The organism is Klebsiella planticola (assembly GCF_000783935.2).
GTDB classification, from domain to species: Bacteria; Pseudomonadota; Gammaproteobacteria; order Enterobacterales; family Enterobacteriaceae; genus Klebsiella; species Klebsiella planticola.
The window spans coordinates 1,159,062-1,173,825 of the sequence record NZ_CP026047.1; the positions used below are offsets into that span (position 1 = coordinate 1,159,062).

General features: G+C 55.3%; 21 protein-coding genes. 12 read left to right on the forward strand and 9 right to left on the reverse strand.

Annotated features, from left to right (window positions below; all coding sequences use genetic code 11):
- The first annotated feature begins 35 nt into the window (after positions 1-35).
- Entirely contained in the window at positions 36-308 is a 273-nt protein-coding gene (gene sfsB, locus MC50_RS05560; protein WP_032690574.1) for a DNA-binding transcriptional regulator SfsB, read from the forward strand.
- Between the two features lie 79 nt (positions 309-387).
- On the opposite strand, the gene murA is transcribed toward sfsB, so the two are convergent.
- The 7 genes from murA to mlaF all read right to left on the reverse strand — a co-directional run bounded on the left by murA (position 388) and on the right by mlaF (position 5,193).
- Positions 388-1,647, reverse strand: a complete 1,260-nt coding sequence (gene murA / locus MC50_RS05565) for a UDP-N-acetylglucosamine 1-carboxyvinyltransferase (protein ID WP_032690573.1) — start codon at positions 1,645-1,647, stop codon at positions 388-390.
- 54 nt (positions 1,648-1,701) lie between these two features.
- Positions 1,702-1,956: a BolA family iron metabolism protein IbaG gene (ibaG, locus tag MC50_RS05570; RefSeq protein WP_015585657.1), complete on the reverse strand. Its 255-nt coding sequence runs from the start codon at positions 1,954-1,956 to the stop codon at positions 1,702-1,704.
- A gap of 136 nt (positions 1,957-2,092) precedes the next feature.
- Positions 2,093-2,383, reverse strand: a complete 291-nt coding sequence (gene mlaB / locus MC50_RS05575) for a lipid asymmetry maintenance protein MlaB (RefSeq protein ID WP_047663529.1) — start codon at positions 2,381-2,383, stop codon at positions 2,093-2,095.
- A complete protein-coding gene (gene mlaC, locus MC50_RS05580; protein ID WP_047663530.1) occupies positions 2,383-3,018 on the reverse strand; it encodes a phospholipid-binding protein MlaC in 636 nt (211 codons plus the stop codon). Before mlaC ends, mlaB begins: the two co-directional genes overlap by 1 nt.
- An 18-nt stretch (positions 3,019-3,036) precedes the next feature.
- The gene (gene mlaD / locus MC50_RS05585) at positions 3,037-3,588 is read right to left on the reverse strand and encodes an outer membrane lipid asymmetry maintenance protein MlaD (protein ID WP_032690570.1); all 552 of its coding nucleotides are present in this window, start codon (positions 3,586-3,588) and stop codon (positions 3,037-3,039) included.
- Positions 3,589-3,592: 4 nt separating this feature from the next.
- Positions 3,593-4,375 carry a lipid asymmetry maintenance ABC transporter permease subunit MlaE gene (gene mlaE / locus MC50_RS05590; protein WP_032690569.1) on the reverse strand — a complete coding sequence of 261 codons (783 nt, stop codon included), beginning with the start codon at positions 4,373-4,375 and terminating at the stop codon, positions 3,593-3,595.
- Positions 4,375-5,193: a phospholipid ABC transporter ATP-binding protein MlaF gene (gene mlaF, locus MC50_RS05595; RefSeq protein ID WP_004868142.1), complete on the reverse strand. Its 819-nt coding sequence runs from the start codon at positions 5,191-5,193 to the stop codon at positions 4,375-4,377. The genes mlaE and mlaF overlap by 1 nt, the downstream gene beginning before the upstream one ends.
- A gap of 211 nt (positions 5,194-5,404) precedes the next feature.
- Here mlaF and MC50_RS05600 point away from each other — a divergent pair, with 211 nt between their 5' ends.
- The 11 genes from MC50_RS05600 (at position 5,405) to npr (ending at position 13,303) form a co-directional block, all read left to right on the forward strand.
- The gene (locus MC50_RS05600) at positions 5,405-6,382 is read left to right on the forward strand and encodes a calcium/sodium antiporter (protein WP_032690568.1); all 978 of its coding nucleotides are present in this window, start codon (positions 5,405-5,407) and stop codon (positions 6,380-6,382) included.
- Positions 6,379-7,383 carry an arabinose-5-phosphate isomerase KdsD gene (gene kdsD, locus MC50_RS05605; RefSeq protein ID WP_369804298.1) on the forward strand — a complete coding sequence of 335 codons (1,005 nt, stop codon included), beginning with the start codon at positions 6,379-6,381 and terminating at the stop codon, positions 7,381-7,383. The genes MC50_RS05600 and kdsD overlap by 4 nt, the downstream gene beginning before the upstream one ends.
- Positions 7,384-7,397: 14 nt before the next feature.
- A complete protein-coding gene (kdsC, locus tag MC50_RS05610; protein WP_032690566.1) occupies positions 7,398-7,964 on the forward strand; it encodes a 3-deoxy-manno-octulosonate-8-phosphatase KdsC in 567 nt (188 codons plus the stop codon).
- Positions 7,961-8,536: an LPS export ABC transporter periplasmic protein LptC gene (gene lptC / locus MC50_RS05615; RefSeq protein ID WP_032690565.1), complete on the forward strand. Its 576-nt coding sequence runs from the start codon at positions 7,961-7,963 to the stop codon at positions 8,534-8,536. Before kdsC ends, lptC begins: the two co-directional genes overlap by 4 nt.
- The gene (gene lptA / locus MC50_RS05620) at positions 8,505-9,050 is read left to right on the forward strand and encodes a lipopolysaccharide ABC transporter substrate-binding protein LptA (RefSeq protein ID WP_032697434.1); all 546 of its coding nucleotides are present in this window, start codon (positions 8,505-8,507) and stop codon (positions 9,048-9,050) included. The genes lptC and lptA overlap by 32 nt, the downstream gene beginning before the upstream one ends.
- Before the next feature lie 6 nt (positions 9,051-9,056).
- Positions 9,057-9,782, forward strand: a complete 726-nt coding sequence (gene lptB, locus MC50_RS05625) for an LPS export ABC transporter ATP-binding protein (RefSeq protein ID WP_004206203.1) — start codon at positions 9,057-9,059, stop codon at positions 9,780-9,782.
- Positions 9,783-9,829: 47 nt separating this feature from the next.
- Positions 9,830-11,263 (forward strand): RNA polymerase factor sigma-54, encoded by a 1,434-nt coding sequence (gene rpoN, locus MC50_RS05630; RefSeq protein WP_032690563.1) that lies wholly within the window; start codon positions 9,830-9,832, stop codon positions 11,261-11,263.
- Between the two features lie 22 nt (positions 11,264-11,285).
- Positions 11,286-11,573: a ribosome hibernation promoting factor gene (hpf, locus tag MC50_RS05635; RefSeq protein WP_004868168.1), complete on the forward strand. Its 288-nt coding sequence runs from the start codon at positions 11,286-11,288 to the stop codon at positions 11,571-11,573.
- Between the two features lie 72 nt (positions 11,574-11,645).
- Positions 11,646-12,134 carry a PTS IIA-like nitrogen regulatory protein PtsN gene (gene ptsN / locus MC50_RS05640; protein ID WP_015585655.1) on the forward strand — a complete coding sequence of 163 codons (489 nt, stop codon included), beginning with the start codon at positions 11,646-11,648 and terminating at the stop codon, positions 12,132-12,134.
- 45 nt (positions 12,135-12,179) lie between these two features.
- Positions 12,180-13,034 (forward strand): RNase adapter RapZ, encoded by an 855-nt coding sequence (gene rapZ / locus MC50_RS05645; protein WP_004868172.1) that lies wholly within the window; start codon positions 12,180-12,182, stop codon positions 13,032-13,034.
- Complete coding sequence (gene npr, locus MC50_RS05650) at positions 13,031-13,303, forward strand: PTS phosphocarrier protein NPr (RefSeq protein WP_004868176.1); 273 nt, start codon at positions 13,031-13,033, stop codon at positions 13,301-13,303. The genes rapZ and npr overlap by 4 nt, the downstream gene beginning before the upstream one ends.
- 61 nt (positions 13,304-13,364) lie before the next feature.
- Here npr and mtgA read toward each other — a convergent pair whose 3' ends face one another.
- Entirely contained in the window at positions 13,365-14,090 is a 726-nt protein-coding gene (gene mtgA / locus MC50_RS05655; protein WP_032690562.1) for a monofunctional biosynthetic peptidoglycan transglycosylase, read from the reverse strand.
- Positions 14,087-14,740: an isoprenoid biosynthesis glyoxalase ElbB gene (elbB, locus tag MC50_RS05660; protein ID WP_032690561.1), complete on the reverse strand. Its 654-nt coding sequence runs from the start codon at positions 14,738-14,740 to the stop codon at positions 14,087-14,089. Before elbB ends, mtgA begins: the two co-directional genes overlap by 4 nt.
- Positions 14,741-14,764 lie beyond the last annotated feature (24 nt).

Below are 14,764 nucleotides of genomic sequence, written 5' to 3' on the forward strand. Positions count from 1 at the left end.
TCAGGCAAGCGGGATCATCACCACCAGGAGAATTTATGGAAAAGTTCATCGACTGGCATCCGGCAGATATCATTGCTGGATTGCGCAAAAAAGGGACTTCGCTGGCAGCGGAGTCGCGGCGTAACGGCTTGAGTTCTTCAACGCTGGCGAATGCATTGACCCGGCCATGGCCAAAAGGCGAGCTGATTATTGCTCATGCGCTGGATACCAAGCCGTGGATTATCTGGCCCTCACGCTATCATGACCCGGTAACGCATCAGTTTATCGACAGAACGCAAATGATACGCCAGAAGAAAGAGAGCGAATGAAAGCGGTTCGCTGAGTGCAACAGGACGGAATAAAAAACAGCCCCCGGACACACGTCAAGGGGCTGTTATCACTACAGAGTTACTCGCCTTTTACGCGTTCGATATTTGCGCCCAGCGCCTGCAGTTTATCTTCGATGCGCTCGTATCCACGATCGATGTGGTAGATACGATCGACAATCGTGGTGCCTTCCGCGATACAGCCGGCCAGGACCAGACTTGCTGACGCACGCAGGTCGGTCGCCATCACCTGTGCACCGGAGAGCTGCGCCACGCCGTGGCATATCGCCGTATTGCTTTCGATCTCCGCGTGTGCACCCATACGGATCAGTTCCGGAATGTGCATGAAACGGTTTTCAAAGATCGTTTCGGTAATCACGCCGGTCCCTTCCGCAACCAGGTTCAGCAGCGTGAACTGCGCCTGCATGTCGGTCGGGAACCCCGGGTGTGGCGCGGTGCGTACATTGACGGCTTTCGGACGATTGCCGTGCATATCCAGGCTAATCCAGTCTTCGCCGGTTTCGATATCAGCGCCCGCATCGCGCAGCTTGGCCAGTACGGCATCCAGGGTATCAGGCTGTGCGTTGCGGCAAACAATTTTACCGCCGGAGATTGCCGCAGCGACCAGGAAAGTACCGGTTTCGATACGGTCAGGCAGAACGCGGTATACGCCGCCACCCAGACGCGCTACGCCTTCGATGGTGATGCGGTCAGTCCCCTGACCTTTAATTTTCGCGCCCAGCGTGTTGAGGAAGTTCGCCGTATCGACGATTTCCGGCTCGCGAGCGGCGTTTTCAATAACGGTGGTGCCCTCCGCCAGCGTCGCGGCACTCATAATGGTCACGGTCGCGCCGACGCTGACCTTATCCATCACAATATGCGCGCCTTTAAGACGTCCGTTAACCGACGCCTTCACATAACCTTCTTCCAGTTTGATCTCTGCGCCCAGCTGCTCAAGGCCGATAATATGCAAATCGACCGGACGCGCACCGATAGCACAACCGCCCGGCAGTGAAACCTGTCCCTGACCAAAGCGCGCCACCAGCGGGCCCAGCGCCCAGATAGAAGCACGCATTGTTTTGACCAGATCGTACGGCGCGCAGAAGACGTCGACCGGACCCGCATCGATCCAGACTGACCCATTGCGTTTCACTTTGGCGCCGAGCTGGCTCAGCAGTTTCATCGTGGTATCGATGTCTTTCAGTTTTGGTACGTTCTGGATCTCAATCGGCTCATCTGCCAGCAGTGCAGCAAAGAGGATCGGCAGGGCGGCATTTTTTGCACCGGAGATGGTGACTTCCCCCTGGAGGCGTGTCGGCCCCTGAACACGGAATTTATCCATTGATTCTGTTCTCTGTTAAGAATTCACATACGCTGCGGGGAACATCCCTGCAGCTTAAAAGCCGTTGAGTTTGCGGTCCCGGGCCCATTCTTGCGGGGTAAATGCTTTGATCGACAGAGCATGAATGCGGTTGTCGGCAATGTATTCCATCAGCGGAGCGTAGACTGCCTGCTGTTTTTTTACCCGGCTCATGCCGTCAAACATCTCACCCACAGCAATAACCTGAAAGTGACTGCCATCGCCAGAGACGTGGACTTCCTGAAGGGAGAGTGCGTTCATCAGCACGGTCTGAATTTCATGATTTTCCATGGGTTCAAATTTTATCTGGTAGTGAAAATAGCCCAACATCTTAGAGGAAAGTGGCGCGGTCTTAAATAAGCAAAAAGCCCCATCGAAGATATTGATGGGGCTTTCAGGATAACCTCAGCAGTAACGCACTGAAAAACTATGGGATCATATCGGCGGGAAGGTTGTAAAGACTGACTAAAGTTTGCAGGTTGTCGCTCTTGCCAGTCAGTTTCGCTTCCCGGCCCTGGTGGCGAATTAACGCCACAAAGTGCATCAGCAGCGCCAGGCCGGCGGTATCCACCCGGGTCAGCGCGCTCAGGTCGATAGTCGATACGCCATCGGTCGCTTGTGCACGGGCTTCCCAGAGCGGGACCAGCAGATCCTGGTCCAGCTCCCCGTGCAGCGCCAGTCGCTCGCCGTCGCGAGTCCAGCTCAGCTGCCCGGTCATTATTTTTTCTGTTCCAGAGTGATCGGCTGCGCGGAGATCGCTTTCAGTTGCGCGGTCAGGCCATCAACGCCTTTGGTGCGCAGCAGGTCGCTCCACTCGTTTTGTTTGGTGGTGATCATGCTCACCCCTTCGGCAATCATATCGTAAGCCTGCCAGTTACCGGTCTGGGTGTTTTTACGCCACTGGAAATCCAGGCGCACCGGAGGGCGGCCATTGGGATCGATGATCGTCACGCGAATAGGGATGATAGTTGCATCGCCCAGCGGTTGTTCCGGAGCAATTTGATAGGTTTGACCATGGTACATAGCCAGCGCCTGGCCGTAGGCCTGCTTCAGGTATTCACGGAAGGCGACAAAGTAGGCTTCGCGCTGCGCCGGGGTCGCATCTTTGTAATACCGGCCCAGCACCAGCGCGCCGGCATACTTCACCTGGACATACGGCATCAGCTCCTGGTCAACGATATCACGCAGATAGTTCGGGTTAGCCTGAATCCTCGACTGTTCATTCTTAAGACGATCGAAGGTCTTCTGCGCCGCTTCGTTCATCAGCTTATAGGGATTGGACTGATCCGCCGCCGTAGCAGCCGTCAAGGGAGCAATCACCAGCATGGCGATCATCATTAAACGTTTAAACATAGGGTGTCTCTCCTGAAATTAATGCGTCGTGGCGGCCGGTGGCGTCGCGCTAGTATGACTATCTGTCGCTGCCGAATCATCGCCAGAATTCTTATTGTCACTGCCCTTACTGCTATAAAGGAACTGACCAATCAGGTCTTCCAGAACCATGGCAGACTTGGTGTCCTGAATAGTGCTGCCATCTTTAAGGATAGACGTCCCCAGTTCCGGATCGTCGAAACCGATATTCAGCGCCAGATACTGTTCTCCCAGCAGACCTGAGGTACGAATAGCCAGCGAGCTGGAATCAGGAATATGGTTGTAGCTCTCATCAATATCGAGCGCGACCCGCGGCAGGTAGGTTTTCGGGTCAAGCGTAATATCCGCCACCCGGCCCACGACCACGCCGCCAATGCGGACCGGAGAACGCGCCTTCAGCCCACCAATATTGTCAAAGGTGGCATAGATACGATACGTCGGCTCGGTACGTAAAGAGGTCACGTTGGCGGCTTTGAGACAGACAAACAGCGCAGCCAGCAACGCAACCAGTAAGAACACACCTACCCAGATTTCACTTTTTTTCGTTTGCATGAACTCAATTCCCAAACATCAGCGCAGTCAGCACAAAATCCAGCCCCAGAACCGCCAGCGACGAATGCACCACGGTACGCGTCGTTGCCCGGCTAATCCCGGCGGAAGTGGGGATAGCGTCATAACCATTAAATAACGCAACCCATGTCACCGTAATGGCAAACACCAGACTCTTAATCAGGCAGTTAACCAGGTCCATTCGCCAGTCAACGGCATTTTGCATCGCGGTCCAGAAGAAGCCACTGTCGATGCCCTTCCAGCTTACGCCCACCAGCGAACCGCCCCAGATACCCACGGCGACAAAAATAATGGTCAACAGCGGTAGCGAGATAACCCCGGCCCAGAAGCGAGGTGAAATCACGCGACGCAGCGGATCGACCGCCATCATTTCCATGCTGGAGAGCTGTTCGGTCGCGCGCATCAGGCCAATTTCCGCGGTCAGCGCTGAACCCGCACGCCCGGCAAACAGCAGCGCAGCGACCACCGGACCCAGTTCGCGCAGCAGGGATAGCGCCACCAGCATGCCTAAACTGGTTTCCGCACTATAGGTGGTGAGCACCAGATAGCCCTGCAGCCCCAGAACCATGCCGATAAACAGCCCCGACACGATGATAATCAGCATCGATAGCACGCCAACGTTGTAGAGCTGGCGAACCAGCAGCGGCGCATGCTTACGAAATTCCGGCTTGCCCACCACCGCATTGAAAAGCATTAATCCGGCACGCCCGAAAGCCGCGGTCGTTTTAATTCCCCGGTGTCCGAGTGATGCCAGCACGTTTAGCAGCATCAGTTGCTCGCTCCCTTGCCTAATAAATCATGCTGATAGTCACCGGCCGGATAGCGGAACGGTACCGGACCATCGGCAATACCATCAATGAACTGGCGAACCCGAGGGTCGCCGTTTTCACGCAGCGACTGCGCGCTGCCGTGAGCCACGATTTTTTTGTCCGCCACGATATACGCGTAATCAGCAATGCTCAGCACTTCTGGCACGTCGTGTGACACCACGATACAGGTCACGCCCAGCGTGCTGTTGAGTTCTGAAATCAGCTTGACCAGCACCCCCATGGTAATGGGATCCTGTCCGACAAACGGTTCGTCGAACATAATCAGGTCCGGCTCCAGCGCGATGGCTCTGGCCAGGGCGGCGCGACGCGCCATCCCGCCTGAGAGTTCAGAGGGCATCAATTTCGCCGCTCCGCGCAGCCCGACCGCTTCAAGCTTCATCATGACGGTCGTATGCAGTAGCGCCTCCGGCAAACGCGTATGTTCACGTAGCGGATAGGCTACGTTATTGAACACGTTCATATCGGTGAACAGGGCTCCGGACTGGAACAGCATGCTCATCCGCTTACGCACGGTATACAGGCGCGAGCGTGACATCTGCGGCACGTTTTCACCATCGAACAGAATCTCACCTTTATCCGGCGGGATCTGCCCGCCGATCAGGCGCAGCAGCGTCGTTTTACCGATCCCCGATGGTCCCATAATCGCCGTGATCTTACCGCGCGGCACTGACAGCGAGATATCGTCAAAGATGACGCGATCGCCGCGAGAGAAGCGGATACCGCGTACTTCGACCAAATTCGCCAGAGTTTGGCTCATAAAATCATCCTTACTAAACATCCCTCGGGCTAAGCATGGCGCGTACCTTCGCCACAAACCCAACATTTTTACAGAATCTTACCTGCCTGGGTTAGCGAAAGCTGGCATTTGTTTTACTTTTGACAAACATAAAGTCAAAATTAAGAATTCGTTACGCTGCAGATGGACCGGTACAGCGAATCGACGATTATACCTGAAGAAAGGACTTTAGATGCTCTTAGCGACGGCTCTGTTAATAATTGGTTTACTGCTGGTAGTTTACAGCGCCGATCGTCTGGTCTACGCCGCTTCAATACTTTGCCGCATGATAGGGATCCCCCCGCTCATTATCGGGATGACGGTGGTCAGTATCGGCACCAGCCTGCCGGAGATCATCGTTTCCGCCGCCGCGTCTCTGCACGGACAGACCGATCTGGCGATCGGCACGGCGCTCGGATCCAATATTACCAATATATTATTAATACTCGGCCTCGCTGCCTTGTTGCGTCCATTTACCGTGCATTCTGATATCCTGCGCCGCGAGTTACCGCTAATGTTGCTGGTCAGTTTGCTGGCAAGCTTTGTGCTGTACGATGGGCAGCTGTCCCGTATGGATGGTCTTTTCTTACTGGCGCTAGCCCTGCTGTGGCTGCTGTTTACGATTAAAATCGCCCGGCTGGCGGAACGTCAGGGCAGCGATAGCCTGACCCGGGAACAGATGGCAGAGCTTCCACGAGAAGGTTCGCTTCCCGTGGCCCTGCTCTGGCTGGGCGTAGCCATGATTGTGATGCCTATGGCAACCCGAATGGTCGTGGATAATGCTACCGTGCTGGCAAACTACTTCGCTATCAGCGAGCTCACCGTCGGCTTAACGGTGGTGGCGATCGGCACCAGCCTGCCGGAACTGGCAACGACGATTGCCGGGGCACGAAAAGGGGAAGACGATATCGCTATCGGGAATATTATAGGCGCCAATATCCTGAATATCGCCCTGGTTCTCGGATTACCCGCACTGATCGCCCCGGGAGCGTTCGCACCTGAGGCCTTTACGCGCGACTACACCGTGATGCTGTTCGTCAGCGTGATATTCGCCCTGCTATGCTGGCGTCGCAAATGGCAACCCGGTCGCCTGGTCGGTGCGCTGCTGGTCGGCGGTTTTGTGGTTTGGTTGGCGATGCTGTACTGGGCAGCACCGCTCTTCGTTGAATGAATCGGGATAACACTATGTCGCAAATAGATTTGCCAACGGATTTTGACTTTCAACGGGTAGGACGCGAGGTCCTGGAAATTGAACGTGAAGGTCTGGCTCAACTCGATCAGTACATTAATGAAGATTTCACCCATGCCTGCGAGAAGATCTTCCGCTGCGCGGGTAAAGTCGTGGTGATGGGGATGGGCAAATCCGGCCATATCGGGCGTAAAATGGCGGCGACGTTTGCCAGCACCGGTACGCCGTCATTTTTCGTTCACCCTGGCGAAGCGGCCCACGGCGATTTAGGTATGGTGACGCCGAAGGATGTGGTTATCGCGCTCTCGAACTCCGGCGAGTCGAACGAGATCCTGGCGCTGATTCCGGTGCTCAAACGCCAGCAGGTTCCCCTTATCTGCATCACCAGCCGCCCGGAAAGCAGCATGGCGCGCGCGGCGGACATCCACCTTTGCGTGAAGGTACTGAAAGAAGCCTGCCCGTTAGGGCTGGCGCCCACCTCCAGCACCACCGCCGCGCTGGTGATGGGCGATGCGCTGGCGGTTGCTTTGCTGGAAGCGCGCGGCTTTACCGCTGAAGATTTTGCGCTGTCGCACCCTGGCGGCGCACTGGGCCGTAAGCTGTTGCTGCGGGTCAATGATATTATGCATACCGGTGATGAAATCCCGCACGTCAATGTGCAGGCCACCTTGCGTGATGCGCTGCTGGAAATCACGCGTAAAAATTTAGGCATGACGGCTATCTGTGATGATGACATGAACATCATCGGTATTTTCACCGATGGCGACCTGCGCCGGGTATTTGATACCGGTGTCGATATGCGTAATGCCCGTATCGCTGACGTCATGACGCCGGGCGGCATTCGCATTCGCCCCGGTATTCTTGCCGTCGATGCGCTGAACCTGATGCAATCTCGCCATATCACCTGTGTGTTAGTTGCCGATGGCGACCGCCTGTTGGGTGTGGTACATATGCACGATCTCCTGCGCGCAGGCGTAGTGTAAGTAAGGATAAAATAATGAATAATGCTGATGCTCTGCAGGAAACCTGCTACGGGCCAGTAAGCCCTGAGTTTATCGATCGGGCGGCGAAGATCCGTTTATTGATTCTCGACGTAGACGGCGTGCTGTCCGACGGTCTTATCTACATGGGCAACAGCGGTGAAGAGCTGAAGGCGTTTAATGTTCGCGACGGTTACGGGATTCGCTGCGCGCTGACCTCAGGTATTGAAGTCGCGATTATTACCGGACGAAAAGCTAAACTGGTAGAAGATCGTTGTCAGACGCTGGGCATTACGCACCTGTATCAGGGGCAGTCCGATAAACTGCTGGCATTTCGCGAATTATTGAGCAAGCTGGCCGTTCGTCCGGACGAAGTGGCCTACATCGGCGATGATCTTATCGACTGGCCGGTGATGGCCGAGGTCGGCTTAAGCGTGGCAGTGGCGGATGCGCACCCGCTACTGATACCGCGAGCGGATTATGTTACCCGCATCGACGGTGGACGCGGGGCGGTACGCGAAGTCTGCGATTTGTTACTATTGGCGCAGGGCAAGCTGGATGAGGCCAAAGGGCAATCAATATGAGTAAAACCAGACGTTGGGTTATCATTTTACTATCGCTGGTCGCGCTTATTCTGATCGGCCTGAATCTGGCGGGTACGGACGATACCATTCAGCAAGAGATCGGTCCTGATGACCCGACCTATACCAGTGAACATACCGACACCGTTGTTTACAGCCCGGAAGGGGCGCTTAACTACCGCTTAATCGCTGAGCATGTGGAGTATTTTTCCGCCCAGGAAGTATCGTGGTTCACCAAACCGGTGATGACCACGTTTGATACCAACAAGGTACCCACCTGGTCTATCAAAGCGGATAAAGCCAAACTGACTAAAGATCGCATGCTGTATCTTTACGGAAACGTCGAGGTGGACGCGCTGAGCGCGGACTCTCAATTGCGCAAAATTACGACGGATAACGCCCAGATAAACCTGGTGACGCAAGATGTTACCTCTGATGACATGGTGACGTTGTACGGGACGACATTTAATTCCAGCGGCCTGAAAATGCGCGGAAATTTACGCAGCAAAACTGCCGAGCTGATTGAAAAGGTTAGAACCTCTTATGAAATTCAGAACAAACAAACTCAGCCTTAAGGTTGCGCTCGCCAGCGCCTTACTGGCCGCCAGCCTGCCGGCACTGGCAAAAACCGGCGATACCGATCAACCGATTCACATCGAATCCGATCAGCAGTCACTGGATATGCAGGGTAATGTCGTTACCTTCACCGGTAATGTCGTCGTCACCCAGGGGACCATTAAAATCAACGCCGATAAGGTGGTGGTGACCCGTCCTGGCGGTGAAAAAGGTAAAGAAGTGATCGACGGTTACGGTAATCCGGCAACCTTCTACCAGATGCAGGACAACGGCAAGCCGGTGAAAGGCCGCGCGCAGAAAATGCACTATGAATTGCAGAATGATTTTGTGGTGCTGACCGGCAACGCACACCTGGATCAGCTCGACAGCAACATTCAGGGCGACAAAATCACCTATCTGGTGAAAGAGCAGAAAATGCAGGCGTTCAGCAATAAAGGCGGACGCGTGACGACGGTTCTGGTTCCTTCGCAGCTGCAAGACAAAAGCACCAACCAGCAAAAGAAGGGTAACTAATTCGTTATGGCAACATTAACCGCAAAGAATCTCGCCAAGGCGTATAAAGGCCGCCGCGTGGTGGAAGATGTCAGTCTGACCGTCAACTCTGGCGAGATCGTTGGCCTCCTCGGGCCGAACGGCGCCGGTAAAACCACGACCTTCTACATGGTAGTCGGCATTGTACCGCGCGACGCTGGCAACATTATCATCGACGATGAAGATATCAGCCTGCTGCCGCTGCATGCCCGCGCGCGTCGGGGTATCGGCTATCTGCCGCAGGAAGCCTCCATTTTCCGCCGCCTGAGCGTGTACGATAATTTAATGGCGGTGTTGCAGATTCGTGACGATCTCAGCAGCGAGCAGCGTGAAGACCGCGCGAAAGAGCTGATGGAAGAATTTCACATCGAGCATCTGCGCGACAGCCTCGGTCAGGCGCTGTCCGGCGGTGAACGCCGCCGCGTTGAAATCGCCCGCGCGCTGGCCGCTAATCCGAAATTCATTCTGCTGGATGAGCCTTTTGCCGGGGTTGACCCCATTTCCGTTATTGATATCAAACGCATCATCGAGCATCTGCGCGACAGTGGTCTTGGCGTGCTGATCACCGACCATAACGTCAGGGAGACGCTGGCCGTCTGCGAACGCGCCTATATCGTCAGCCAGGGTCATCTGATCGCCCACGGCACCCCGCAGCAAATCCTTGAAGACGAGCAGGTTAAGCGCGTGTATCTTGGGGAAGACTTCAGACTCTGATAGGGTAGAGGTTACAGACGTTTTAGCCGGAGATATTAGCCCTGAATATGAAGCAAGGTTTGCAATTAAGGCTAAGCCAACAGCTTGCCATGACGCCACAACTGCAACAGGCTATTCGCTTGCTGCAGCTGTCCACGTTAGAACTCCAGCAAGAACTCCAGCAGGCGCTGGAGAGTAATCCGCTGCTTGAGCAAACCGATCTTCACGAAGAGGTAGAAACCAAAGAGGTCGAGGACCGCGAATCGCTGGACACCGTCGACGCTCTTGAACAAAAAGATATGCCGGAAGAGCTGCCGCTCGACGCCAGCTGGGATGAAATCTACACCGCTGGCACTCCGTCCGGAAACGGCGTTGACTACCAGGACGACGAACTGCCTGTCTATCAAGGCGAAACGACCCAAAGCCTGCAGGATTACCTGATGTGGCAGGTTGAACTGACGCCGTTTACCGACACCGACCGCGCCATCGCCACGTCGATTGTCGATGCCGTTGATGACACCGGCTATCTCACCATTCGGCTGGAAGATATTGTCGAGAGTATCGACGATGACGAAATTGGTCTCGAAGAAGTTGAAGCGGTGCTAAAGCGTATTCAGCGCTTTGACCCGGTCGGCGTCGCGGCAAAAGATCTGCGCGACTGTCTGCTGGTTCAGCTTTCCCAATATGCCAAAGAGACGCCGTGGCTGGAAGAAGCCCGACTGATCATCAGCGATCATCTCGATCTGCTCGCCAACCATGATTTCCGCTCCCTGATGCGCGTCACCCGACTGAAAGAAGAGGTGCTGAAAGAAGCCGTTAATCTCATCCAGTCCCTCGATCCGCGCCCCGGTCAGTCGATCCAGACCAGCGAACCGGAATACGTCATTCCCGACGTACTGGTACGTAAGGTCAGTGGTCGCTGGGTAGTGGAGCTTAACTCCGACAGCATCCCACGCCTGAAGATTAATCAGCATTACGCGGCCATGGGCAACAGCGCGCGCAATGATGCAGACAGCCAGTTTATCCGCAGCAACCTGCAGGAAGCTCGCTGGCTGATCAAGAGTCTGGAAAGCCGCAATGATACGCTGCTGCGCGTCAGCCGCTGCATCGTCGAACAGCAGCAGGCCTTCTTCGATCAGGGTGAAGAGTTCATGAAACCGATGGTGCTGGCGGATATTGCTCAGGCCGTCGAAATGCATGAATCCACCATTTCACGCGTTACCACCCAAAAATATCTGCACAGTCCGCGCGGTATTTTTGAGCTGAAATATTTCTTTTCCAGCCACGTGAATACGGAAGGCGGCGGCGAGGCATCGTCGACGGCCATTCGTGCGCTGGTGAAGAAGTTAATCGCCGCGGAGAATCCCGCGAAGCCGTTGAGTGACAGTAAGCTGACCACCATCCTGTCCGAACAGGGTATCATGGTGGCACGTCGTACCGTCGCTAAGTACCGAGAGTCTTTATCCATTCCGCCATCTAACCAGCGTAAACAACTGGTTTGATACAACCGATAAGGAAGACACTATGCAGCTCAACATTACAGGACACAACGTCGAGATCACCCCTGCACTGCGTGAATTCGTTAATGCGAAGTTCAGCAAGCTGGAGCAGTTTTTCGACAGGATCAATCAGGTCTATATTGTGTTAAAAGTAGAGAAGGTGACGCAAATTGCGGATGCCAATCTGCATGTCAACGGTGGCGAAATCCATGCCAGTGCGGAAGGGCAGGATATGTATGCCGCTATCGATGGACTCATCGATAAGCTGGCAAGACAGTTAACAAAACATAAAGATAAACTAAAACAACACTAATTGTCCGGGCGCCGCCCTTGCCTGCTGCCGGCTTTCATCGGCGGCAGGCGAGGGGCGCGCTCAGGTGAAATTATGATGAACAACGATTCGGCTCTACAACTGAGCAACGTCCTTAACCAGGAATGTACCCGTAGCCAGGTTCACTGCCAGAGCAAAAAGCGCGCGCTGGAAATCATCAGTGAACTGGCAGCAAAACAGTTAGGTTTGCCACCGCAGGTGGTGTTTGAGGCGATCCTTACCCGCGAGAAAATGGGCAGTACCGGGATTGGCAACGGGATTGCCATTCCGCACGGCAAACTCGAAGAGGATACGCTGCGCGCCGTCGGCGTGTTTGTCCAGCTGGAGACTCCGATCGCCTTTGATGCCATCGACAACCAGCCGGTCGATCTGCTGTTTGCGCTTCTGGTCCCGGCTGACCAGACCAAAACCCATCTGCATACGCTGTCGCTGGTCGCAAAACGACTGGCGGATAAAACGATTTGCCGCCGCCTGCGCGCGGCGCAAAGCGATGAAGAGCTGTATGAGATCATCACCGAAGCAGGAAGCAACGATGACGTATAACGGCCGTCGCCCCCTACCCTTTATCGTACTGAGGAGAAACGGTACATGGTACTGATGATCGTCAGTGGCCGCTCAGGCTCGGGGAAATCCGTCGCTCTGCGGGCGCTGGAAGATATGGGCTTCTACTGCGTAGATAACCTGCCGGTAGTGCTGTTGCCTGAGCTGGCGAGATCGCTGGCCGACAGAAACATCTCTGCCGCCGTCAGCATTGACGTGCGTAACATGCCGGAATCGCCAGAGATCTTTGAACAGGCGATGAAAAATCTGCCTGAGGCATTTTCCCCTCAGCTGCTGTTCCTTGATGCTGACCGCAATACGCTGATCCGCCGCTACAGCGACACCCGTCGTCTGCATCCGCTATCAAGCAAAAATCTGTCGCTGGAAAGCGCGATTGACGAAGAGAGCGCCCTGCTGGAGCCGCTGCGTTCCCGCGCCGACCTGATCGTCGATACTTCAGAGATGTCGGTACATGAGCTGGCGGAAATGCTCCGTACCCGTCTGCTCGGCAAGCGCGAACGTGAGCTGACCATGGTCTTTGAATCCTTTGGCTTTAAGCACGGTATCCCGATTGATGCCGATTACGTCTTTGACGTACGCTTCCTGCCAAACCCGCACTGGGATCCGAAACTGCGTCCAATGACCGGTCTGGATAAACCGGTGGCCGCCTTCCTTGACCGGCACACGGAAGTTCACAATTTTATTTACCAGACCCGCAGCTATCTTGAGCTATGGTTACCGATGCTGGAAACCAATAATCGCAGCTATCTGACGGTGGCGATTGGTTGTACCGGCGGTAAACACCGTTCGGTCTACATTGCCGAACAGCTGGCTGATTACTTCCGCTCACGCGGTAAGAACGTGCAGTCTCGCCATCGGACGCTGGAAAAACGCAAATCATGACCGTAAAGCAGATCGTTGAAATCACCAATAAGCTGGGGATGCATGCCCGCCCGGCGATGAAGTTGTTTGAGCTGATGCAGAATTATGATGCGGAAGTCCTGCTGCGCAACGACGAGGGGACGGAAGCGGAAGCCAATAGCGTCATTGCCCTGCTGATGCTCGACTCTGCCAAAGGTCGGCAAATCGAGATTGAAGCCAACGGTCCGCAGGAAGTCGAGGCGCTGGCAGCGGTTATCGCGCTGTTCAACGCCGGTTTTGACGAAGACTAAGCATTCCCGCCTCTTCCCCGGCTGTACAACGCTGACCGGGGCTATTGTTTCTGTCGTGACCTCACTTCAGCTTGTTCGCCTGCATAAATCCTTCTCCGCCTAACTGACGCATCTGACGCAGGATCCACGCCTGCCGACTGCGGACATAGCCGGACGGCGCATCGGCGCGAAAGCGAATCGGGTTGGGTAATACTGCGGCCAGGAGCGCCGCTTCAGAAGCGGTTAACTTGCTCGCAGGCTTGTGAAAGTAGCGTCGGGATGCCGCTTCGACGCCGAACGTCCCTTCCCCAAATTCCGCGATATTCAGGTAGACGGTCAGAATCCGTTTTTTACTCCATACCGTCTCAATCCCTACCGTTAACCCTGCCTCCAGCCCTTTGCGCAACCAGCTGCGGCCATCCCACAAGAACAGGTTCTTCGCCGTTTGCTGCGAGAGCGTGGAGGCGCCGCGCACGCGGTTTTCCTGACGTTCATTGTGCGCCAGCGCTTTCTCTATCGCTGATACATCAAAACCCCAGTGTTCGGGGAATTTTTGATCCTCCGCAGCGATTGCCGCCAGCCCCATCCACGGCGAGATCTCGTCCATCCCGACCCAGTCGGAATGGGCGACATAATGAAAATCACCGCTCAGCCATGCGCCGATTTGTCGCTCGAGCATAACGGCTGAAAACGGCACCGGCAGTATGCTAAACAGCGCGATGCCACCTCCCCAAAAGGCTGTCGCAATCAGCAGAATGCGCAATAAAAAGCGTTTAATCATTCGCAACGGGGCCGAACGCACGCTCATTCAGTCAGAACCAGCACGCGAGCCACCAGCTTCTCAATCCCGCTTGCCGCTTCCGCAATGTTCTGCGCCAGCATCCAGGCCGGGGTCGTCACCACCTTATGCTCTTCATCGACGACGATATCATCGACCGGGCAAGGAACGTGTTCTGCCCCCATCTCTTCCACCACCTCAGCGGTATCAAGATCGGTGCCGATGGTTATCCGCAGCGGGATCGGGAAAATTTTTGGCAGCAGCGCCGGGGCGATACACATAAAGCCCAGGGGCTTGCCCGCTTCGTGCATCGCCAGCGTCAACGCCTTCAGGTCGCTATCGATCAGGCATTCGGCCCCTTGCGAGGCAAAATTGCTGAGGTTCTTCGCCGCGCCAAATCCGCCAGGGACAATCAGCGCATCCAGATCTTCCGCCCGGGCCGCCGCCAGAGGCTGAATATCGCCACGGGCAATACGCGCGGCCTCAACCAGAACGTTGCGGCTTTCGGCCATCGGCTCACCGGTCAGGTGGTTGATCACGTCCGTTTGCGCTTTATCCGGGGCGAAACAGAGGGCCTGTGCGCCGCTACGGGCGATCGCCAACAGGGTAATGACCGCTTCATGGATCTCCGTTCCGTCATAGACGCCACAGCCGCTCAATACCACGCCAATCTTTTTCATACTGCCAGCTCCTTAGTGCAACTT

Coding starts and splice junctions, on each gene's coding strand:
- MC50_RS05600 (WP_032690568.1), top strand. CDS start 5,405: ATGCTCTTAGCGACGGCTCTGTTAATAATTGGTTTACTGCTGGTAGTT.
- rpoN (WP_032690563.1), top strand. CDS start 9,830: ATGAAGCAAGGTTTGCAATTAAGGCTAAGCCAACAGCTTGCCATGACG.
- mlaE (WP_032690569.1), bottom strand. CDS start 4,375: ATGCTGCTAAACGTGCTGGCATCACTCGGACACCGGGGAATTAAAACG.
- lptA (WP_032697434.1), top strand. CDS start 8,505: ATGAAATTCAGAACAAACAAACTCAGCCTTAAGGTTGCGCTCGCCAGC.
- mlaD (WP_032690570.1), bottom strand. CDS start 3,588: ATGCAAACGAAAAAAAGTGAAATCTGGGTAGGTGTGTTCTTACTGGTT.
- rapZ (WP_004868172.1), top strand. CDS start 12,180: ATGGTACTGATGATCGTCAGTGGCCGCTCAGGCTCGGGGAAATCCGTC.
- mlaC (WP_047663530.1), bottom strand. CDS start 3,018: ATGTTTAAACGTTTAATGATGATCGCCATGCTGGTGATTGCTCCCTTG.
- elbB (WP_032690561.1), bottom strand. CDS start 14,740: ATGAAAAAGATTGGCGTGGTATTGAGCGGCTGTGGCGTCTATGACGGA.
- npr (WP_004868176.1), top strand. CDS start 13,031: ATGACCGTAAAGCAGATCGTTGAAATCACCAATAAGCTGGGGATGCAT.
- mlaB (WP_047663529.1), bottom strand. CDS start 2,383: ATGACCGGGCAGCTGAGCTGGACTCGCGACGGCGAGCGACTGGCGCTG.
- lptB (WP_004206203.1), top strand. CDS start 9,057: ATGGCAACATTAACCGCAAAGAATCTCGCCAAGGCGTATAAAGGCCGC.
- mtgA (WP_032690562.1), bottom strand. CDS start 14,090: ATGAGCGTGCGTTCGGCCCCGTTGCGAATGATTAAACGCTTTTTATTG.
- kdsD (WP_369804298.1), top strand. CDS start 6,379: ATGAATCGGGATAACACTATGTCGCAAATAGATTTGCCAACGGATTTT.
- ptsN (WP_015585655.1), top strand. CDS start 11,646: ATGATGAACAACGATTCGGCTCTACAACTGAGCAACGTCCTTAACCAG.
- hpf (WP_004868168.1), top strand. CDS start 11,286: ATGCAGCTCAACATTACAGGACACAACGTCGAGATCACCCCTGCACTG.
- ibaG (WP_015585657.1), bottom strand. CDS start 1,956: ATGGAAAATCATGAAATTCAGACCGTGCTGATGAACGCACTCTCCCTT.
- murA (WP_032690573.1), bottom strand. CDS start 1,647: ATGGATAAATTCCGTGTTCAGGGGCCGACACGCCTCCAGGGGGAAGTC.
- kdsC (WP_032690566.1), top strand. CDS start 7,398: ATGAATAATGCTGATGCTCTGCAGGAAACCTGCTACGGGCCAGTAAGC.
- lptC (WP_032690565.1), top strand. CDS start 7,961: ATGAGTAAAACCAGACGTTGGGTTATCATTTTACTATCGCTGGTCGCG.
- sfsB (WP_032690574.1), top strand. CDS start 36: ATGGAAAAGTTCATCGACTGGCATCCGGCAGATATCATTGCTGGATTG.
- mlaF (WP_004868142.1), bottom strand. CDS start 5,193: ATGAGCCAAACTCTGGCGAATTTGGTCGAAGTACGCGGTATCCGCTTC.